Source organism: Reyranella sp., assembly GCF_965227665.1.
Taxonomy (GTDB): Bacteria; Pseudomonadota; Alphaproteobacteria; order Reyranellales; family Reyranellaceae; genus Reyranella.
In genome coordinates this window covers 1,470,001-1,489,242 of sequence record NZ_OZ245767.1, presented here as the reverse complement: position 1 = coordinate 1,489,242, position 19,242 = coordinate 1,470,001, and the positions used below count along the sequence as shown (strand labels likewise).

Annotated in this window: 19 protein-coding genes and 1 tRNA gene (1 of these 20 only partly in view); 18 read left to right on the top strand and 2 right to left on the bottom strand. The window is 67.4% G+C overall.

Going from position 1 to position 19,242, the window contains the following annotated elements; translation table 11 throughout:
• Positions 1–38: 38 nt before the first annotated feature.
• Complete coding sequence (locus ACO07I_RS07150) at positions 39–929, bottom strand: dienelactone hydrolase family protein (RefSeq protein WP_422015726.1); 891 nt, start codon at positions 927–929, stop codon at positions 39–41.
• Positions 930–964: 35 nt separating this feature from the next.
• On the opposite strand from ACO07I_RS07150, the gene ACO07I_RS07145 reads away from it, so the two are divergent.
• The 11 genes from ACO07I_RS07145 to ACO07I_RS07095 all read left to right on the top strand — a co-directional run bounded on the left by ACO07I_RS07145 (position 965) and on the right by ACO07I_RS07095 (position 11,070).
• Entirely contained in the window at positions 965–1,969 is a 1,005-nt protein-coding gene (locus ACO07I_RS07145; protein ID WP_422015724.1) for an RluA family pseudouridine synthase, read from the top strand.
• A gap of 37 nt (positions 1,970–2,006) precedes the next feature.
• The gene (locus ACO07I_RS07140; protein ID WP_422015722.1) at positions 2,007–4,016 is read left to right on the top strand and encodes an AsmA family protein; all 2,010 of its coding nucleotides are present in this window, start codon (positions 2,007–2,009) and stop codon (positions 4,014–4,016) included.
• Positions 4,017–4,024: 8 nt separating this feature from the next.
• Positions 4,025–4,579, top strand: a complete 555-nt coding sequence (locus ACO07I_RS07135; protein ID WP_422015720.1) for an STM3941 family protein — start codon at positions 4,025–4,027, stop codon at positions 4,577–4,579.
• 73 nt (positions 4,580–4,652) lie between these two features.
• Positions 4,653–5,369, top strand: a complete 717-nt coding sequence (locus tag ACO07I_RS07130; protein ID WP_422015718.1) for an ATP12 family chaperone protein — start codon at positions 4,653–4,655, stop codon at positions 5,367–5,369.
• Positions 5,370–5,377: 8 nt separating this feature from the next.
• Entirely contained in the window at positions 5,378–6,250 is an 873-nt protein-coding gene (locus ACO07I_RS07125) for a phosphonopyruvate hydrolase (protein WP_422015716.1), read from the top strand.
• Between the two features lie 48 nt (positions 6,251–6,298).
• Complete coding sequence (locus tag ACO07I_RS07120) at positions 6,299–7,831, top strand: acyl-CoA carboxylase subunit beta (protein WP_422015714.1); 1,533 nt, start codon at positions 6,299–6,301, stop codon at positions 7,829–7,831.
• Positions 7,832–7,865: 34 nt separating this feature from the next.
• Positions 7,866–8,060, top strand: a complete 195-nt coding sequence (locus ACO07I_RS07115; protein ID WP_422015712.1) for a hypothetical protein — start codon at positions 7,866–7,868, stop codon at positions 8,058–8,060.
• A gap of 140 nt (positions 8,061–8,200) precedes the next feature.
• Positions 8,201–10,153: an acetyl-CoA carboxylase biotin carboxylase subunit gene (locus ACO07I_RS07110; RefSeq protein ID WP_422018187.1), complete on the top strand. Its 1,953-nt coding sequence runs from the start codon at positions 8,201–8,203 to the stop codon at positions 10,151–10,153.
• Positions 10,154–10,157: 4 nt separating this feature from the next.
• Complete coding sequence (locus tag ACO07I_RS07105) at positions 10,158–10,439, top strand: acylphosphatase (protein WP_422015710.1); 282 nt, start codon at positions 10,158–10,160, stop codon at positions 10,437–10,439.
• Between the two features lie 50 nt (positions 10,440–10,489).
• Positions 10,490–10,747: a type II toxin-antitoxin system ParD family antitoxin gene (locus tag ACO07I_RS07100; protein WP_422015708.1), complete on the top strand. Its 258-nt coding sequence runs from the start codon at positions 10,490–10,492 to the stop codon at positions 10,745–10,747.
• The gene (locus ACO07I_RS07095; protein WP_422015706.1) at positions 10,744–11,070 is read left to right on the top strand and encodes a type II toxin-antitoxin system RelE/ParE family toxin; all 327 of its coding nucleotides are present in this window, start codon (positions 10,744–10,746) and stop codon (positions 11,068–11,070) included. Before ACO07I_RS07100 ends, ACO07I_RS07095 begins: the two co-directional genes overlap by 4 nt.
• On the opposite strand, the gene lipB is transcribed toward ACO07I_RS07095, so the two are convergent.
• Positions 11,036–11,722, bottom strand: a complete 687-nt coding sequence (gene lipB / locus ACO07I_RS07090; RefSeq protein ID WP_422015704.1) for a lipoyl(octanoyl) transferase LipB — start codon at positions 11,720–11,722, stop codon at positions 11,036–11,038. The genes ACO07I_RS07095 and lipB overlap by 35 nt on opposite strands.
• 89 nt (positions 11,723–11,811) lie before the next feature.
• Between lipB and ACO07I_RS07085 the strand changes: the two genes are divergently transcribed.
• The 7 genes from ACO07I_RS07085 to ACO07I_RS07055 form a co-directional block, all read left to right on the top strand.
• Positions 11,812–11,896: transfer RNA gene (locus ACO07I_RS07085), tRNA-Leu, on the top strand.
• A gap of 87 nt (positions 11,897–11,983) precedes the next feature.
• The gene (locus ACO07I_RS07080; RefSeq protein ID WP_422015702.1) at positions 11,984–14,266 is read left to right on the top strand and encodes an NADP-dependent malic enzyme; all 2,283 of its coding nucleotides are present in this window, start codon (positions 11,984–11,986) and stop codon (positions 14,264–14,266) included.
• On the top strand, positions 14,263–15,624 hold the full coding sequence (gene mgtE / locus ACO07I_RS07075; protein WP_422015700.1) for a magnesium transporter: 1,362 nt from the start codon (positions 14,263–14,265) through the stop codon (positions 15,622–15,624). The genes ACO07I_RS07080 and mgtE overlap by 4 nt, the downstream gene beginning before the upstream one ends.
• A gap of 31 nt (positions 15,625–15,655) precedes the next feature.
• Positions 15,656–16,828, top strand: a complete 1,173-nt coding sequence (locus ACO07I_RS07070) for an isovaleryl-CoA dehydrogenase (RefSeq protein ID WP_422015698.1) — start codon at positions 15,656–15,658, stop codon at positions 16,826–16,828.
• Positions 16,829–16,890: 62 nt separating this feature from the next.
• A complete protein-coding gene (locus ACO07I_RS07065; RefSeq protein WP_422015696.1) occupies positions 16,891–17,514 on the top strand; it encodes a TetR/AcrR family transcriptional regulator in 624 nt (207 codons plus the stop codon).
• Positions 17,511–19,046: an acyl-CoA synthetase gene (locus ACO07I_RS07060; protein WP_422015694.1), complete on the top strand. Its 1,536-nt coding sequence runs from the start codon at positions 17,511–17,513 to the stop codon at positions 19,044–19,046. The genes ACO07I_RS07065 and ACO07I_RS07060 overlap by 4 nt, the downstream gene beginning before the upstream one ends.
• An 8-nt stretch (positions 19,047–19,054) precedes the next feature.
• Positions 19,055–19,242 carry the 5' end (the start) of a sulfite oxidase-like oxidoreductase gene (locus tag ACO07I_RS07055; RefSeq protein WP_422015692.1) on the top strand. It continues 487 nt past the right edge of the window, so only the first 188 of its 675 coding nucleotides appear in the window; its start codon is at positions 19,055–19,057; its stop codon lies beyond the right edge, outside the window.

Genomic DNA, 19,242 nt, shown 5'->3' with positions numbered 1-19,242 from the left:
ACAGTTTTAAGTATAAGTAGAGTCGGCCGATTCGTCCATCAGCGCACGAATCCGTGAACGGCGAGGAAGGCAATCAGGTCGGCACTGGCGCGCTGCTTCAGATCGGCCGTTCCACCGCCCGCGCGGGCGCCCCGGGTGACGCAGTGCCGTCGCGCCCAGGCCTGGAATTCGGGTTCGTCCATCGCCAGTCCGAGGGAGGGCACGAAGTGACGGCCGTCATCCTCGATGATGTTGCGGCAGCACGACCAGTTCTCGGCATCCTTGATGTCGAAGACCGGCCCCAGCGACTCCCAGCCGTGATGGGCGCCGCCATAGACCTTCACCCGGATCCGGTCGTTGCCGGCCGCCCGCATGCGCTCGGCATATTCGATGGCCAGCTCGGCCGGCGTGTAGTCGTCCTTGGCGGCCAGCATGAAGAACATCGGCTTGCCGTGTGTGCTGGCGTCGCGATGCTGGGCCGTTGCGCCGGGGCAGAGGGCGACGTGGATGTCGAACAGGTGCGGGAAGCCCTGGCGCCAGCGCTGACGCACGGCGAGGGCAGCGTTGAGCGTGGCCACACCGCCCTTCGACACCCCCATGATGCCGATACGCTCCGGATCGAAGCGGCGGTCGTCGCGGAGCAGGGCAAGCGCTGCGAAGGCATCGCCCTCCATCTGCGCCGCCGAGACCAGGCTCTGGTCGGCCACGGTACGCCGGACGCCGCGGCTCCTGAAACTGTCGACGATCAGCGCGGCGGCCCCGGCCGCGTTCAGCAGCTCGGCGTAGTAGTGCTCGCGGTGGCGCTGGACGCCGGCGCTGCTGGTCAGGATGACCATGCAGGGGAGTGGTTCCGGCCGGTCCGCCGGAATGTGCAGGGTCGCGGAAATTCGCGCCGGACGGCAGGCCGTCGGATGCTCGAACGTCAGCGTGTCGAAGGACACCGATTCCATGGACCCTGTGTAGCTTGTCCCGTAGTTTGTGCGCCATGAGTGACAGCCCCGCCAGTGGTGGTAGCCAACAGACCAAGGTCCAGACCCGCGCCGTGACCGATGACGAGGCCGGCATGCGCCTGGATCGGTGGTTCCAGCGTCATTTCCCCGAGCTGAGCCACGGCGCGCTGCAGAAGCTCCTGCGCACCGGGCAGGTCCGGATCGACGGCAAGCGGGCCGAGGGCAAGGACAGGGTCGAGCCCGGCCAGTCGATCCGTCTCCCGCCCGGGGTCACGCATACGCCGGCACCCAAGCCGCGAACCGAGGCGAAGCCGACCGTCTCCGACCGCGACGCCGCCGAGATCCAGCGGATGGTGATCCATCGCGACGATCACGTGATCGTGCTCAACAAACCGCCGGGGCTGGCCGTCCAGGGGGGCAGCGGCACGGAAAAACACATCGATGGCATGCTGGATGCGCTGCGCTTCGGGTTCGAGCAGCGGCCGCGCCTTGTCCATCGGCTCGACAAGGATACGAGCGGCCTGCTGCTGATCGCGCGCACCGCACTGGCCGCCAAGCGCCTCGCGGAGTCCTTCCGGGACCGCGAGACCGAGAAGCTCTACTGGGCGATCGTCGTCGGTGTGCCGCCCAAGAAGGAGGGCACGATCGACCTGCCGCTCGCCAAGCGCCCTGGAGCACGCGACCGCGAGCTGATGCAGGTCGACGAGGAGAACGGGCAGAAGGCGCTCACCCACTTCCGCGAGATTGATCGTGCCGGCCGGCGCGCCGCGCTGCTGGCGCTGTGGCCGCGCACCGGCCGTACCCACCAGTTGCGCGTCCATTGCGCGGAAATGGGCTGTCCGATCCTGGGCGATCGTAAGTACGGCGGCGAGGAGGCCCTTCTGGCGGCGGTCGCCGAGGGGCGCCGGCTGCATCTCCATGCCCGCCGCCTGTCGCTGCCGCACCCGTCGGGCAAGGGAGAGTTGACGGCCGTGGCCGAACTGCCTCCTCACTTCCGCCGCACCGTCGAGGCATTTGGCTTCTCGACGGACGGTGTTTGAGCGAGAATCGAGCATAATGCGGATACCCTGGAGGCGCGTGGCGGTGATCACGGCGGTGGCGGTGCCGATCGCCGCCGTCGTCGGCGTCGTCTGGGCCGCGACCAGGGACCTGTCGCGCTATCAGGCGCGCATGACCGAACAGGTTCGCAAGGTCACGGGGCGCGAACTGGCGGCCCGCGTGCCGCTCTCCATCAGGCTCGGCAGCGAGCCGGCGATGGTGGCCGAAGGCGTCACGCTCTCCAGCGCAGCATGGGGATCCCGGCCTGATCTCGCCCGCGTGCGTCGCATGACCTTGTTCCTCGATCCGTTCTCGCTGTTGCTGGGCGAGGTCAAGATCGGTCGGATCCTGCTCGAGGGCGCAGACATCGCGGTCGAGCGCAACGACGTGGGCGACAGCAACCTCGAGATGCTGCCGCCACCCGACGGGTCGGGCCCGCATCCCGGCGAGAACCGCTCGCTGCGTCTGCGCACGGCGGCGGCCTTCCCGTGGATAAATACGGTCGAGGTCCGCGACTCCGTGCTGACAGTCTCGGAAGGGGCGGGCCGGCCGCCGGTCGTGCTCGAAATTCCCAACGCCACCTTCAAGGCGGCGGCGCCGAACCAGACCCTTCAGGTCGACGGCCGGTTCGGCGTGGCCCAGGGCGTGCCCATGGAACTGACCGGCACCGCCGGGTCGTTCAACGGCTGGATGGCCGGGCTGCCCGGCAACCTCGACCTCCAGGGCGCCTTCGGCGACGGCAAGATCTCGATCAAGGGCAGCATCAACGCCAAGGGCACGTCGCTGCAGATCAATTCGGAAGGCGCCGACGTCTCGGTCCTCGGCCCCTACATCCGCCTGCCTGTCCCCGTAGGCGGCCCCTATGCGATGAACGCCAAGGCCTCGACCCAGCGCAACGGTTTCAAGGTCGAGGTAACGTCCCTGAAAGTCGGCTCGAGCGAGGCGGCCGGCGAGGCGCTGTTTCGCGTCGACCGCAAGGGCACGCCGACCGTCATCGTCAATGCCGACGTGACCCGCCTCGACGTGTCGGAACTCAAGGCGCCGCCCGCCATCGCCGCGCCCGCCGCACCGGCTCAGGTGTCCGCGCCACCGCCGCGGCTCATACCGACCCTGCCGTTTTCCGCGAGCTGGCTCGGCCGTTCCAGCCTGTCGGTCACGGTGAGGCTAGGCGAGGTCGTGGGGCTGGGAGCCAAGATGCAGAACGCCTCGGTGACGCTGGTCTCCGGCGAGACGCGCTTCACCTTCCGCGCGGCCGCGACCGTCGGCGGCGGCTCGGCCGGCGTCGATCTCGTCTACGACCCGGCCGGGCGCATGGGCCAGACCACCCTGACGGCGACGGCCAACCGCGTCTCCCTGGGCGAGCTGTCGACGCTGCTCGGCCTCGACTTCGGCCTGCGCGACGGCGTTGCCGACGTCGACCTGCGCCTGCGCGGCGGCGGGCGCACGACGCGCGATGCGCTGAATACGGCCAACGGCTCGATCGACATCGCCATGGGCAAGGGGTTGTGGCCGCACAGCCAGCTCGCCAACTGGCCGCCGGAGACGCAGCGGTTGCTGGGCGGTGGCGATGCCGGCGTGCCCTTCAACTGCATTGCCGGCCGCTTCGAAGTGAGCGGCGGAGTCGCCAATCTCAGGCGCCTGGTCGTCGACACGCCGCGCGGCGTGCTGGTGGGTGGCGGGTACTTCCATCTGCGCACCGACAACTGGGAGTTCATGCTGGCGCCTGAGGCGCGCGACCATCAGAACGCGGCGCTGGCCGTGCCGATGCGCATCAAGGGCGGGGCCGGGAAGGCCACGGCGAGCGCCGTGGATCCCAACCTGTCCAAGTTGCTGGTGGGCGGTGGCCCGATCCCGAGCCTGGTCGCGCAGGTCGCGCAGGCCGGCCGGCCGGCCGGCGCCAATGCCTGCGCGGTGCTGGCGCCGCGGGTCGAGGCCCTTCGGCCGGGGCTGCGGGCGCAGTTGCCGGCGCCCACTTCCGACGTTCGTCAGCGGGCGTCGCGTCCACAGGGGCAGACGTCGGGTCCGCAGCGCAGCCAAGGCCGGCCGTGACCGGAGAGATGCCGTCCGAAGTCGCAATCCCGGTCAGTCGTTCGAAGGTCGGCTTTCTGGCGACTGCCAGTCTCGCGATGGCGGTGGCGGGGGCCTGGATGCTGCTTGCGGCACCGGGTGTCGGATCGAACCCTTTCCACCAGGTTGTCCTGGGGTTTGGTGTCTTCTTCTTCCTGTTGCTTGCCTACGGTCATCTGAGAACCCTGACTGCGAATGAGCCGGGGCTCGTCATCAATCGCCAGGGATTCCTCTTCCGGCCGACGGGCCTTGCTTTCGGCTGGGTCGATTGGGCGGACGTGAGCGAGATCAGGGAAGGTTTGGGGAGAGGCGGAGCCTTTCTGTCGCTCAGGCTATACGATCCCCCAAAGTACATTGCGCGCGGCAACGGCCTCCAGCGGTTGGCGAAGTCCATCAACTGGCGGCTGGCCGGAAGTCCCGTCACGTTTACCAGCGGCTCGCTGCAGGCGGAGCCGGCGGCGCTTCTCCAAGTTATACGGCTGTACTTTTCTGAGGCGAAACGGGCCGAATCGGGGGCCTTGTCGTCCTCCCCACCTCCCATGTAAGCCCGTCGCGCGGGTCACAGGCTGCGATGCAGCGATTTCGTATCGCGGATGCCTGGCGCCGTTCGGGAGATGAATGAAGCGGTTTTACAAGCATACGGGCGTCGACGAGGGCGAGGGCGGCTTTCGCATCCTGCTCGATGGCAAGCCCATGCGGACGCCGGCCAAGGCGGTGCTGGTCGTGCCGACGCGTGCGCTCGCCGAGGCGATCGCTGCTGAATGGGCGGCGGTGCCCGACAAGGCCGAGATCAATGCCGCGCATCTGCCGCTCACGCGTCTCGCCGCGACCGGCGTAGACCGCGTCGTGGCGAGGCGCGCCGACGTGATCGCCGATACGGCGAAGTATGCCGGCTCGGATCTTCTCTGCTATCGCGCGACGGCGCCGGAGAGCCTTGTGAGGCTGCAGCAGGAGCTGTGGCAGCCCTTGCTGGACTGGGCGGCCGAGCGTCATGGCGCCCGGCTGGTCACCGCCGACGGTATCGGCTTCGTGGAGCAACCCGAAGAGGCGAAGGCGCGGCTTCACGAGGCGGTTTCGGCACATGGCGATCTGGCGCTGTCGGCGCTCTACAATCTCACGCACACGGCGGGATCGGTGGTGATCGGGCTGGCGGTGTCGGAGGGGCGCCTCGATGCGGCCGCCGCCTTTGCCGCCGCCCAGATGGACGAACTCTATCAGGTCGATCGCTGGGGCGACGATCCGATCGCGGAGAAACAGCGCGACGGCGTGCGCCGGGACATCGAGGCGTGTGCGCGCTTTCTTTCACTTCTGGAAAACGCGCGCCTGCGCGGCTGAGGGGAATCATGGGAGCGGGCACCCGACTGCGGAAGATCATGGCCGAGAAGGGCCTCGTCGAGGCAATGGCGGCGCACAGCCCACTGTCGGCGATGCTTGCCGCGGAAGCGGGCTTCGACGCGATCTGGGCCTCCGGCTTCGAACTGTCCGCGCTGTACGGCGTGCCCGACGTCAGCATCGTGTCGATGACCCAGCATCTCGACATGACGCGCGCCATGGTCGACCGGTCGGGCCTGCCGGTGGTGGCCGACATCGACACCGGCTTCGGCAACGCCATCAACGTCCTCTATGCCGTGGAGCAGTACGAACGTGCCGGCGTCGGCGCTATCGTGATGGAGGACAAGAGCTTCCCCAAGGTCACCAGCCTGATCGCCGGCGGCCGTCAGGACATGGTCCGCATCGAGGAGTTCCAGGGCAAGATCGAAGCGGCGCGCTCGGCCCGGCGCGATCCCGATCTTGTCGTCGTGGCCCGCACCGAGGCGCTGATCGCGGGTCTCGGCCAGGACGAGGCGCTGAAACGGGCCCGGGCTTACGAGGCGGCGGGCGCCGACCTGATCCTCGTCCATTCCAAGCAGAAGACGCCGGACGAGATCGAGGCCTTCATCAAGGCTTGGGACGGCAAGGTGCCGATTGCGCTGGTGCCGACCGCCTATCCGCAGATGACGGTGGCGCGGGTGAGGGAACTGAAGAAGGTCGGTCTGCTGATCTGGGGCAACCACGCGATCCGGGCCGCGGTTGGGGCGATGCGGGCGACCTTCGCGCAGATCCGCCGCGACGGCGGAATTCACGGCGTCGAGGCGAGTATTGCCTCGGTCGACGCGGTATTCGATTTGCAGGGAATGGGAACGGTGAAGGACAACGAGACGAAATTCCTCCGCTAGACGTGATCGCGTTATTGGCCGAAAACTGACCGAGGGCCGGAGATTTAGATGCAGAAAATGTTGGAAGAACTCGAGCGCAGGCGGGCAGCGGCGCGTCTGGGCGGCGGCGAGCGCCGCATCGAGGCGCAGCACGCCAAGGGCAAGCTGACGGCGCGCGAGCGTATCGACGCACTCCTCGATCCGGGGTCGTTCGAGGAATACGACATGTTCGTCGAGCACCGTTCGATCGATTTCGGCATGGAGAACCAGAAGATCCCGGGCGACGGCGTGGTCACCGGCCACGGCACCATCAACGGCCGGCTGGTCTATGTCTTCAGCCAGGATTTCACGGTCTTCGGCGGTGCATTGTCCGGCATGCACGCCACCAAAATCTGCAAGGTCATGGACATGGCCATGAAGGTCGGCGCTCCGGTGCTCGGCCTGAACGATTCGGGCGGCGCGCGCATCCAGGAGGGTGTCGACTCGCTCGCGGGCTATGCCGACGTGTTCCAGCGCAACGTGCTGGCGTCCGGCGTGATCCCGCAAATTTCGATGGTCATGGGCCCCTGCGCCGGCGGCGCGGTCTATTCGCCGGCGATGACCGACTTCATCTTCATGGTGAAGGACAGTTCCTACATGTTCGTCACCGGCCCCGACGTGGTGAAGACCGTCACGCACGAGACGGTGACGCAGGAGGAGCTGGGCGGCGCGCTCACCCATACCCAGAAGTCGGGCGTGGCCGACCTCGCCTACGAGAACGACATCGAGGCGCTGCTGCAGCTCCGCCGCTTCGTCGACTTCCTGCCCTCGAACAATCGCGAGAAGGCGCCGGTTCGCCCGACCCTCGATCCGGTCGATCGCGACGACTTCTCGCTCGACACGCTGGTGCCCGAGAACCCCAACAAGCCCTACGACATCAAGGAGCTGATCCTGAAGGTCGTGGACGAGGGCGACTTCTTCGAACTGTCGCCGGAATGGGCGGCGAACATGGTGGTGGGCTTCGGCCGCATGGCCGGCCGCTCGGTGGGCTTCGTGGCCAACCAGCCGATGGTGCTGGCCGGCTGCCTCGACATCGACAGCTCGCGCAAGGCCGCGCGCTTCGTGCGCTTCTGCGACGCCTTCAACATCCCGATCGTGACGTTCGTCGACGTGCCGGGCTTCCTGCCGGGCACGACCCAGGAGTTCGGCGGCATCATCAAGCATGGCGCCAAGCTGCTCTATGCCTATGCCGAGGCCACCGTGCCCAAGGTGACTGTGATCACCCGCAAGGCCTATGGCGGCGCCTACGACGTCATGGCGTCCAAGCACCTGCGCGGCGACGTCAACTATGCCTGGCCCGGCGCCGAGATCGCGGTGATGGGCGCCAAGGGCGCGGTCGAGATCATCTTCCGGTCCGACGTCGGCGACGCCAACAAGATCGCGGCGCGCACCGAGGAATACCGCCAGAAGTTCGCCAATCCGTTCGTGGCGGCCAATCGCGGCTTCATCGACGACGTGATCATGCCGCACGGCACGCGCCGCCGCATCTGCCGGGCGCTGGCCACGCTCGAGACCAAGAAGCTCGAGAACCCGTGGCGCAAGCACGGCAACGTGCCTCTGTGACGGCGACGCCGTGCATCTGTCTCCCGAGGAGCGCATGAGGCGCGGCCGGATCGTGCGCAAGCACCTGATGGTCGGGCTTCTCGCGCTGCTCGTGATCATCCCGCTGAATTTCATCGTGAGCCGCCAGTATCCGTGGTGGCTCTGGGTCCTCATCGTCTGGTTGCCCCTGATCGGCGCGCACTCAATGTGGGCCAAGGGCTTCTTCGATCGCAGAAAAGAAGGAATGTGAGCATGGCCGCCAAGAAGAAGGTCGCCAAGGTCGCCGCCAAGAGCGCACCCGCCAAGACCACGCCCGCCAAGACCACGCCCGCCAAGAGCGTCGTGGTTGCGAAGAAGGCGCCGGCCCCGAAGGCTGCCGCCGATGGACCGCTGTTCGACAAGATCCTGATCGCCAACCGCGGCGAGATCGCCTGCCGGGTCATCCGGACCTGCAAGCGCCTCGGCATCAAGACCGTGGCGGTCTACTCCGAAGCCGACGCCGACGCGCTGCATGTGCGCGAGGCCGACGAGGCGGTGCTGATCGGACCGCCGCCCTCGGCGCAGTCGTATCTGCTGATCGACAAGATCGTCGAGGCCTGCAAGGCGACGGGCGCGCAGGCGGTGCATCCGGGCTACGGCTTCCTCTCCGAGAAGGAAGCCTTCCAGAAGGCGCTGGCCGAGGCCGGCATCGCCTTCATCGGTCCCGACGCCCACGCCATCTACGCCATGGGCGACAAGATCGAATCCAAGAAGCTCGCACAGGCGGCCGGCGTCAGCACGGTCCCCGGCTATCTCGCGGCGATTCCCAATGCCGACGAGGCGGTGAAGATCGCCCGGAAGATCGGCTACCCGGTCATGATCAAGGCCTCGGCCGGCGGCGGCGGCAAGGGCATGCGCATCGCCTACAACGATGCCGAGGCGCATGAAGGGTTCGGGTCGGCGACCAACGAGGCCAAGGCCTCGTTCGCCGACGACCGCGTGTTCATCGAGAAGTATGTGGAGGAGCCCCGCCACATCGAGATCCAGCTGATCGCCGACGGCCACGGCAACTGCGTCTATCTCTGGGAACGCGAGTGCTCGATCCAGCGCCGCCACCAGAAGGTGATCGAGGAGGCGCCAAGCCCGTTCCTCGACGCCAAGACGCGCAAGGCGATGGGCGAGCAGGCGGTCGCCCTGGCCAAGGCGGTCAAGTACAAGAGCGCTGGCACCGTCGAGTTCATCGTCGACAAGAACCGCAAGTTCTACTTCCTCGAGATGAACACGCGCCTGCAGGTCGAGCATCCGGTGACGGAGCTGATCACCGGCCTCGACCTCGTCGAGCTGATGATCCGCGTGGCGGCGGGCGGCAAGCTGCCGTTCCAGCAGAAGGACGTGAAGCTGCAGGGCTGGGCCGTCGAGGCGCGTCTCTACGCCGAAGACCCGTTCCGCAATTTCCTGCCGTCCACGGGACGGCTGGTGAAGTACCGCGAACCCGAGGCGGGACCCGACGTGCGCGTCGATACCGGCGTCTACGAGGGCGGCGAGATCTCGATGTTCTACGACCCGATGATCGCCAAGCTCTGCACGCACGGGAACACGCGCGACGAGGCGATCGATCGCATGCGCCGCGCGCTGGACGAGTTCTACGTCCGCGGCGTGTCCCACAACGTGCCGTTCCTGGCCGCGTTGATGGCCCATCCGCGCTTCCGCGCCGGCAAGCTCACCACGAACTTTATCGCCGAGGAGTTCAAGGGTGGCTTCACGGCCGAGCATCTGCCGCCGAAGGACGCGGCGGTGCTGGCGGCGGTCGCCGCGGTGGTGGATCGTATCCATGCCCATCGCGCCGGCGCGCCGCAGTCCGAACGCGTCGTCATGCTCAATCGCACCGCGATGCCGGTTTCCGTCAGCGGCGGCGGCCTCGAATTCGCCGTCGACATCGACGCCCGCCGGATCGAGATCGAGTCCGCCTGGACGCCGGGTGAGCCGCTGATGCGGGCCAAGGTCGACCAGCATCCGGTCGTCGTGCAGATCGATACGCTGGGCTCCGGCTGGCGCCTGACGCATGAAGGCGGGCAGGCGGACGTGCTGGTCCTGACCCCGCGCCAGGCCGAGCTCTACGCGCTGATGCCGGTCAAGGCGGCGCCGGACACGTCGAAATTCCTGCTGTCGCCGATGCCGGGCCTGCTGGCCTCCGTGGCGGTGAGCGAGGGGCAGGAGATCAAGGCCGGCGAGGCGCTGGCCGTGGTCGAGGCGATGAAGATGGAGAACGTGCTGCGCGCCACGCGTGACGGCACGGTGAAAACGCTCCATGCCAAGGCCGGCGACAGCCTGCGCGTCGACCAGAAGATCATCGAGTTCGCCTGAGCGGATGGCGTTGCAGGCGCGCCTCGCGATCACCGGCCGGGTCCAGGGTGTCGGCTACCGCGACTGGGCGATGGCGACGGCACAGCGGCTCGGCCTCAGCGGCTGGGTCCGCAACCGCACCGACGGCTCGGTCGAGGCGCTGGTCGTCGGTGACGACGAGGCGGTGGGCAGGATGATCGAAGCCTGCCGCCGCGGCCCGACCCTCGCGCGGGTGGACGCCGTCGACGTCGAGCCGGTCGACCTCGATGTCCTGCCGCCGGGCTTTACGCGGCGGCCGACGGCCTGAACCGTTCAGTGGCGATTGGCAGATATTGCCAATCACCCTATATTGCCGACATGGCTACCACCATGAATGTGGCTATCTCGCCCGAACTCAAGGCACACGTCGACCGAGAGATCGCGGCGGGGCGCTATGCGTCGTCGAGCGAGTATGTCCGCGACCTGATCCGGAAGGACCAGCGGGCCAGGGCCGAGGAGCGACTGGCCGAGTTGGTTCGCGAGGGACTGGAAAGCCCTGTCGAAGCCGAAGACCGCGGTTTCTGGCGCAAGCGTCGAGAAAACCTGCGACGGACGATCGCAAAAAGAAGCTTGTGAAGCTCGTCCGGCGGCGTCGGGCAGTCGAGGACATCGACGAGCACGCCGCTTTCATTGCCGAGCGCAATCCTCGCGCCGCCTACCGGTTTCTGGATGAGGTTGAACAGGCGTTCGACGTGCTGCTGCGTCATCCTGGGATCGGCTCGCCCCGGCTCGACCATATCGTCAGTGGCCTTCGCGCCTGGCCGGTTTCGGGCTTCGAATCGTATGTGATTCTCTACTTCATAGCCCACGGCGCCGTTCAGGTCGTGCGCATAGTGCACGCTGCGCGCGACCTGGAGGAACTGCTCAAAGGGCCATGGGAAGAGGGGCCTCGGTCCTAGCGCCGAACACTTCCTGGAAGGTCTCCGCCAGGGCCGCATCGAGGTCGGCTAGGGTCACGGGCAAGCCGAGATCGACCAGCGACGTGACGCCATGGTCGGCGATGCCGCAGGGAACGATTCCTGCGTAGTGCGACAGGTCGGGCTCGACGTTGATCGAGATGCCGTGGAATGCCACCCAATGGCGGATGCGCACGCCGATGGCGGCGATCTTGTCTTCGCGCGGGCTGCCATCGGGCAGCGGCGGCTTGTCCGGTCGCACGACCCAGACGCCGACCCGGCCCTCGCGCCGCTCCGCCTTGACGTTGAAGCGACCGAGCGTGCGGATGGTCCATTCCTCGAGGTCGGAAACGTAACGCCGCACGTCCTGCCGGCGCGCCCGGAGGTCCAGCATCACATAGGCCACCCGCTGGCCGGGGCCGTGATAGGTGTACTGGCCGCCGCGACCGGCGACATGGACCGGAAAGCGGGCCGGCTGCAGAAGGTCCTGCGTCCGGGCACTCGTGCCTGCGGTGTAGAGCGGGGGATGCTCCAGCAGCCACACCATTTCGCCCGCCTGTCCCGCACGGATGGCGGCGACCCGAGCCTCCATGGTCGCCAATGCTTCCTCATAGGGGACAACGTCGTCGGAGATGCGCCATTCGAGCCTGTTCATTGTGGCAAAATCGGCACTTCGCCGTCTTCGTGCAAGCCCGCCTTGCCACTGCGAGAGCGATTTGGTATCCCCCGCGCCATCGAACCGGCGCGGCCATGGCGGAATTGGTAGACGCGCTAGCTTGAGGTGCTAGTGCCGCGAGGCGTGGAAGTTCGAGTCTTCTTGGCCGCACCATCGCCGGTTCGAACGAAAAGGTAGAGGTCGCCGTCTGTTGGCAGTTGCCAACGGGCGGCCCTTTTTGTTTGCAGGTGGGAGAGTGCTTTGGCCGACGATCTCAGCGAAAGCGCCCTCCGTTACCATCGCCTGCCCCGACCCGGGAAGATCGAGGTCGTCCCGACCAAGCCGCTGGCGACCCAGCGCGACCTCTCGCTGGCCTATTCGCCCGGCGTAGCGGCGGCCTGCAACGAGATCGTGCGCGATCCCGCGACGGCCGCCGAACTCACCTCCCGCGCCAATCTGGTCGCCGTCGTCACCAACGGCACCGCCGTGCTGGGGCTGGGCGCGATCGGGCCGCTGGCCGCCAAGCCGGTGATGGAGGGCAAGGGCGTCCTCTTCAAGAAATTCGCCGGCATCGACGTCTTCGACCTCGAACTGGCCGAACTGGACCAGGACAAGCTGGTCGACATCGTCGCGGCGCTCGAGCCGACCTTCGGCGGCATCAACCTCGAGGACATCAAGGCGCCGGAATGCTTCTACGTCGAGCAGAAGCTGCGCGAGCGCATGAAGATCCCGGTGTTCCACGACGATCAGCACGGCACCGCCATCATCGTCGGCGCCGCGCTGTTCAACGCCCTGTCGCTGGTCGGCAAGGACATCGCCAAGGTGAAGCTGGTCGTGTCCGGCGCGGGGGCGGCGGCCCTGTCGTGCCTCGGCGTGCTGGAGAAGCTCGGCCTGCCGCGCGAGAACATGTGGGTCACCGACATCGCCGGTGTGGTCTGGAAAGGCCGCAACGAGCAGATGGACCCGTGGAAGGAGCGCTATGCCCGCGACACCCAGGCCCGCACCCTGGGTGAGGTGATCGGCGGCGCCGATGTCTTCCTCGGCCTCTCGGCCGCCGGCGTCCTGAAGCCCGAGATGGTGGCCCGGATGGCCGCCCGGCCGCTGATCTTCGCGCTGGCCAATCCCAATCCCGAGATCACCCCGGAAGACGTGGCCGGCGTCCGCGACGACGCGATCATGGCGACCGGCCGCAGCGATTATCCCAACCAGGTCAACAACGTCCTCTGCTTCCCCTACATCTTCCGCGGTGCGCTCGACGTCGGGGCCACGACGGTCAACGACGAGATGAAGATCGCCTGCGTGCGCGCCCTGGCGGCGCTGGCCCGCAAGGAGCCCTCCGAGGTCGTGGCGCGCGCCTTCGGCGAGCAGGCGGGCGGCTTCGGCCCCACCCAGATCATTCCCAAGCCGTTCGATCCGCGCCTGATCGTCGAGCTGGCGCCGGCCGTTGCGAAAGCCGCCATGGACAGCGGCGTCGCGACGCGGCCGATCACCGACTTCGATGCCTACCGCCAGCAGCTCAGCCAGTTCGTCTTCAAGTCCGGCCTGGTCATGCGGCCGGTGTTCGCTCAGGCGCGCTCCGATCCGAAGCGCGTCATCTTCAGCGCCGGCGAGGACGATCGCGTCCTGCGCGCCGCGCAGATCATCCTGGACGAGGGCATCGCCAAGCCGATCCTGATCGGCCGGCCGGAGATCGTGCGCCGGCGCGCCGAGCGGCTTGGCCTGCGCTTCCAGCCGGGTGTCGATGTCGAGCTGGTCGATCCGTCCAGCGACCCGCGTTACGACAAATACTGGGGCGCCTATCTCGAGCTGATGGAACGCAAGGGCGTTACCGAGCCGACGGCGCGCAACCTCGTGCGTTCCAGCCCGACCCTGATCGCCGCGCTGGCGGTGAAGCTCGGCGATGCCGATGCGATGATCGCCGGCGCCTATGGCCGATTCCGCACCCACCTGGCCCATGTGCGCGACGTCATCGGCCTGCGCGAGGGCGCCAAAAACATGGCGGCCCTCAGCCTGCTGGTCATGCCGACCCGCGCGCTGTTCATCGCCGATACCTATGTGAACTACGACCCGGATCCGGAGACGCTGGCCGAGATCACCCTGCTGGCCGCGGACGAGGTGCTGCGGTTCGGCCTCCAGCCCAAGGTCGCGCTGATCTCGCATTCGAGCTTCGGCGGCTCCGAGCACGCCTCGGCCAAGAAGATGGCGGCCGCGGTCAAGATCCTGCACCAGCGGGCGCCCACCCTCGAGGTCGACGGCGAGATGCACGGTGACGCCGCGCTCAACGTCGAAATCCGCAACAGCGTCTTTCCGCGATCGAAGCTCAAGGAAGCGGCAAACCTCGTCGTCTGTCCGTCGCTGGATGCCGCCAACATCTCCTTCAATCTCCTGAAGGAAGCGGCTGACGGGCTGCACATCGGACCGATCCTGCTGGGCACCGATCTGCCTGCGCATGTGCTCACCCCGTCGGTGACCGCGCGCGGCATCCTCAACATGACCGCGCTGGCCGTGGTCGAAGCGCAACGCCTCGCCGAGGCGCGTGGGTGAGCGGCGAGATCGACCATCTCGACGAAGTAACGCCGGACCTCGTCCGGCGCGTCGAGGCGGCGCTCAGCGACGACAGGCAGGAGGAGGCGAGGGCGCTGCTGAGCAATCTCAGCGCCACGGGCCAGGCCTCCATTCTCGAACAGATCTCCGAGGACGAGCGCGACAAGCTTGTCGGCATCCTCAAGGGCGACCTCGATCCCGAGGCCCTGACCGAGCTCGACGAGGAGGTCCTCGAGGACGTTCTCGACCAGCTCGACAGCAAGGAGATCGCGGCCGCCGCGCGCGAACTCGAGGCCGACGATGCGGCCACAATCCTCGAGGACCTGACGGAAGAGGAACGGCAGGAAGTCCTGGCGGAGATCCCCGCCGACGAGCGCGCCGACATCGAGCGCGCCCTGGCCTATCCAGAGGACGCGGCCGGTCGCCTCATGCAGCGGTCGCTGGTAAAGGTGGCCGACTCCTGGACCGTGGGCGAGGTCATCGACCATTGCCGCGAGGCGACCGATCTGCCCGACGACGTCTACGACATCTTCGTCGTCGACGCGGACGGCCATCTTCGCGGCGCCGTGCCGCTCGGCCGCATGCTGCGCACCAAGCGCCCCGTGCCGATCCTCGAGATCGTCGATCCCGACATCCCGTCGCTGCCGGTCATGGCCGACCAGGCCGAGGTGGCGCACGTCTTCCGCGACAAGAACCTGGTCTCATGCCCGGTCGTCGATGATGACGGGCGGTTGCTCGGCGTGATCATGGTCGACGACGTGGTCGATGTGATCGACGAGGAGGCGGAAGAAGACCTGCTCAAGATGGGCGGCGTCGGCTCCGACGACATGCACGCCGACACCGTGCGCACGGCGCGCCTGCGGGCGCCGTGGCTGCTGGTCAACGTCGCCACGGCGCTGGTCGCCTCCTTCGTGATCAGCCAGTTCGAGGACACGATCGAGAAGATCGTCATCCTGGCCGCCCTCATGCCGATCGTGGCCTCGATGGGCGGCAATGCCGGAATCCAGACCGTTACCGTCACGGTGCGCGCCTTGGCGATGGGAGAGCTGACGGCGGCCAATGCGCTGCGCTTCATCGGCAAGGAGGCGGTCGTCGGCAGCCTGAACGGTCTCCTGTTTGCCACGCTCCTCGCGGCGGGGGTCATGCTCGTGTTCCACGACTGGCGGCTGGGCGCGGTCATTGCCGCTTCGATGGTCTGTAACCTGATGGCCGCGTCGCTGGCCGGCTCGCTGATCCCGCTCGGTCTGCAGAAATTCGGAGTCGACCCCGCCGTCTCGTCGACGGTGTTCCTCACCATGGTTACCGACGTGACCGGATTCCTCACCTTCCTCGGGCTGGCGACGATCTTCCTGCTTTGAGGTATCGTCCCCGACAAAGGTGAGGACAGACATGATCCCGAATGCGATGCCGCCGTTCGATTTCGGCCTGGGTGAAACCGCCGATGCGCTGCGCGACCAAGTCCAGCGATTTGCCGCGACCGAGGTGGCGCCGATCGCCGCCGAGATCGACAAGTCCGACCGGTTCCCGCGCGAGCTGTGGCCGAAGATGGGCGAGCTCGGCCTGCACGGCATCACCGTCGAGGAGGAGTTTGGCGGGTCGGGCCTCGGCTACCTTGAGCATGTCGTGGCGGTCGAGGAGATCAGCCGCGCCTCGGCGGCAGTCGGGCTGAGCTACGGCGCCCACTCGAACCTCTGCATCAACCAGATCCGCCGCACCGGCACCGACGAGCAGAAGAAGCGTTTCCTGCCCAAGCTGATCTCCGGCGAGCATGTCGGCAGCCTCGCCATGAGCGAATCGGGCGCGGGGTCGGACGTCGTATCGATGAAGCTGCGGGCCGAGAAGAAGGGCGACCGCTACGTCCTGAACGGCACCAAGATGTGGATCACCAACAGCCCCGATGCGCAGCTGATCGTGGTCTATGCCAAGACCGATCCGGCGGCCGGCTCGCGCGGCATCACGACCTTCATCGTCGAGACCGACCGCAAGGGCTTCAAGGTCGCGCAGAAGCTCGACAAGATGGGCATGCGCGGCTCCTCGACCGGCGAGCTCGTGTTCGAGGATTGCGAGATCCCCGAGGAGAATGTGCTGGGCGCGGTGGGCAAGGGCGTCAACGTGCTGATGAGCGGGCTCGACTATGAGCGCGCGGTGCTGGCGGCGGGGCCGATCGGCATCATGCAGGCGGCGATGGATATCGTCGTGCCCTATGTCCACGAGCGCAAGCAGTTCGGCCAGGCGATCGGCGAGTTCCAGCTGGTGCAGGGCAAACTGGCGGACATGTACACCACGATGAACGCCTGCAAGGCCTACGTGTACGCCGTCGCCAAAGCGTGCGACCGCGGCCAAACCACGCGCAAGGACTCGGCCGGCGCGATCCTCTATGCCGCCGAGAAGGCGACGATGGTCGCTCTCGACGCCATCCAGCTGCTGGGCGGCAACGGCTACATCAACGACTATCCGACCGGCCGCCTGCTGCGCGACGCCAAGCTCTACGAGATCGGTGCCGGCACCAGCGAGATCCGCCGCATGCTGATCGGCCGCGAGCTGTTCGCCGAGACCGCCTGATGGACGTCGGGGTTTGACCGGGCGGAGGCTTTTTCTTACACAGTGTGTATGAAAGGGCTTCGATGCCGCGTTATCTGACCGAACAGGACATCGCCGATTTCCGCGCCGAGTTGTGCCGGGTCGCCACCGAGCGCTTCGCCCGCTTCGGCTATGAGGGTGTCACCATGCGCCAGCTGGCCGAGGCGCTGGGCTGCAGTCCCAAGACGCCCTATCGCTACTTCAAGGACAAGGCCGACATCCTGGCGACGGTGCGGGCCGAGGCCTTCTCCCGGTTCGCCGACACGCTCGAGGCTGCGGCGGCTGGAGGTGGGGAACCGCTGGACCGGGCGCGCCGCGTCGGCGACGCCTATCTGCGGTTCGCCGACGAGCATCCGCATGCCTATCGCATCATGTTCGAGATCGACCAGCCGATAAGCGACGACCATCCCGACCTGTTGCGCGAGTCGAAGCGGGCCCGCACCTTCGTGACGCGGCAGGCGGAAGACATGGTGAAGGCCGGGTTGATCGACGCCGATCCGCTGCTGTTCGGCTGGTCGATGTGGGCCGCCACGCACGGGCTGGTCATGCTGAAGCAGGCGGGCATGCTCGATCACGGGCCGGATATCCGCACACTCGCCGGATATCACGGCGCGCTGATGTTCAAGGGCGCGCTCGCGCTGCCCGGCAAGAAGGGAGGAAAAAAATGAACGCAGGCGTCACGGCGGGAGAAAGATTCCGGGCCTGGGCCGAGATCCAGGCCAATGCCGCGCGCGCCGCCGGCGGGCTCGAGGCGCTGGGCGTCGGCGAGAATGGCAGCGTCGCCCTGATGCTGCGTAACGACTTCGCGACCTTCGAAGTGAACATGGCCGCAAGCCAGCTCGGCGCCTATGCGGTGCCGATCAACTGGCACTTCACGCCCGAGGAAGCGAACTACATCCTGCGCGACAGCGGCGCGAGCGTGCTGGTGGCGCACACCGACCTGCTGGCGCAGATCGCCGGCGGCGTGCCCAAGGGCGTGAAAGTCTTCGCCGTCCCGACGCCGGACGAAATCGCCGCGGCTTACGGTGTGCCTGCCGAGAAGCGTCGTGTGCCGGCCGGCGCCCAGGCCTGGGACGCTTTCGTCGCGGCCTCCGCGCCTCGCACCGAGCCGCCGCGTCCGTCGCGCGGCAGCATGATCTACACCTCCGGGACGACGGGGCGGCCCAAGGGCGTGCGGCGCCAGCCGAGCACGCCCGAGCAGCAGGCGGCCGGGGCGCAGGAAGCCGCTTTGTTCTGGGGCCTGAAGCCCGATCCCGCGATCGTCGTGCTGATGAACGGCCCGATGTACCACTCCGCTCCAGCCGCCTATGGCATGGCGAGCGCGCGGCTCGGCCTGCACATGGTGCTGCAGCCGCGTTTCGAGGCCGAGGACATGCTGCGCCTGATTGCGCGGCACGGGGTCACCCACATGCACATCGTGCCGACCATGTTCGTGCGCCTGCTGCGCCTGCCGGCGGACGTCCGGGCGCGCTACGACGTCTCGTCGCTCAGCTTCGTCAGCCACGGCGCCGCCCCCTGTGCGCCGGCCGTGAAGCGCCAGATGATTGAGTGGTGGGGGCCGGTCATCAACGAATATTACGGCGCGACCGAGACCGGCGTCGTGGTCTGGCACGGATCGGAAGAGGCGCTGCGCAAGCCCGGCACGGTCGGCCGCCTGGTGCCCGGAGGCGTCCTGCGAATCGTGGATGAGGACGGGCAGGACGTGAAGCAGGGCGAGGTCGGGGAGATCTACCTGCGCGGGCCTCATCTTTCGGAGTTCACCTACAACAACGACGACGCCAAGCGCCGCGAGATTTCGCTCGGCCAGCTCGTCACGGTGGGCGACGTGGGCTACGTCGATGCCGACGGCTTCCTGTTCCTGTGCGATCGCAAGCGCGACATGATCATCTCGGGCGGCGTCAACATCTACCCGGCGGAGATCGAGGGGGTGCTGATCCAGATGCCGGGCGTGCGCGACTGTGCCGTGTTCGGTATTCCCGACGAGGAGTTCGGGGAGCAGATCTGCGCCCATGTCGAGCCGGCGGCCGGTGCCTCCCTGGATGCGGCATCCGTGCGCGCCTATCTGGCCGAGCATCTGGCGCGCTACAAGGTGCCCCGGGTGGTCGAGCTCACTGCCGCACTTCCCCGTGAGGATTCGGGCAAGATCTTCAAACGGAAACTGCGCGCGCCATATTGGGAGAAAGCGGGCCGCAGCATCTGAGAGGTTCCATGGCCGACGACGACGTCACCCTGTCCGGCGAAATCAAGGGCAAGCTGGTCGACAGCAAGCAGAAGTGGGCCGAGGAAGGCCGCCTGCTTACCGGAAAGAGCGCGGCGCCGTCGGAGCGCCTGCCGCCCGGCCAGCGCGAGGTCGAGACCTGGCCGGTCCTCGATCTCGGCATCAAGCCCGAGATTCC

Excerpts from the sequence above, each read along its gene's own strand:
- ACO07I_RS07145 (WP_422015724.1), top strand. The coding sequence starts at position 965 with ATGAGTGACAGCCCCGCCAGTGGTGGTAGCCAACAGACCAAGGTCCAG.
- lipB (WP_422015704.1), bottom strand. The coding sequence starts at position 11,722 with ATGAACAGGCTCGAATGGCGCATCTCCGACGACGTTGTCCCCTATGAG.
- ACO07I_RS07100 (WP_422015708.1), top strand. The coding sequence starts at position 10,490 with ATGGCTACCACCATGAATGTGGCTATCTCGCCCGAACTCAAGGCACAC.
- ACO07I_RS07105 (WP_422015710.1), top strand. The coding sequence starts at position 10,158 with ATGGCGTTGCAGGCGCGCCTCGCGATCACCGGCCGGGTCCAGGGTGTC.
- ACO07I_RS07070 (WP_422015698.1), top strand. The coding sequence starts at position 15,656 with ATGATCCCGAATGCGATGCCGCCGTTCGATTTCGGCCTGGGTGAAACC.
- ACO07I_RS07135 (WP_422015720.1), top strand. The coding sequence starts at position 4,025 with ATGCCGTCCGAAGTCGCAATCCCGGTCAGTCGTTCGAAGGTCGGCTTT.
- ACO07I_RS07125 (WP_422015716.1), top strand. The coding sequence starts at position 5,378 with ATGGGAGCGGGCACCCGACTGCGGAAGATCATGGCCGAGAAGGGCCTC.
- ACO07I_RS07150 (WP_422015726.1), bottom strand. The coding sequence starts at position 929 with ATGGAATCGGTGTCCTTCGACACGCTGACGTTCGAGCATCCGACGGCC.
- ACO07I_RS07060 (WP_422015694.1), top strand. The coding sequence starts at position 17,511 with ATGAACGCAGGCGTCACGGCGGGAGAAAGATTCCGGGCCTGGGCCGAG.
- ACO07I_RS07130 (WP_422015718.1), top strand. The coding sequence starts at position 4,653 with ATGAAGCGGTTTTACAAGCATACGGGCGTCGACGAGGGCGAGGGCGGC.
- ACO07I_RS07120 (WP_422015714.1), top strand. The coding sequence starts at position 6,299 with ATGCAGAAAATGTTGGAAGAACTCGAGCGCAGGCGGGCAGCGGCGCGT.
- ACO07I_RS07065 (WP_422015696.1), top strand. The coding sequence starts at position 16,891 with ATGCCGCGTTATCTGACCGAACAGGACATCGCCGATTTCCGCGCCGAG.
- ACO07I_RS07115 (WP_422015712.1), top strand. The coding sequence starts at position 7,866 with ATGAGGCGCGGCCGGATCGTGCGCAAGCACCTGATGGTCGGGCTTCTC.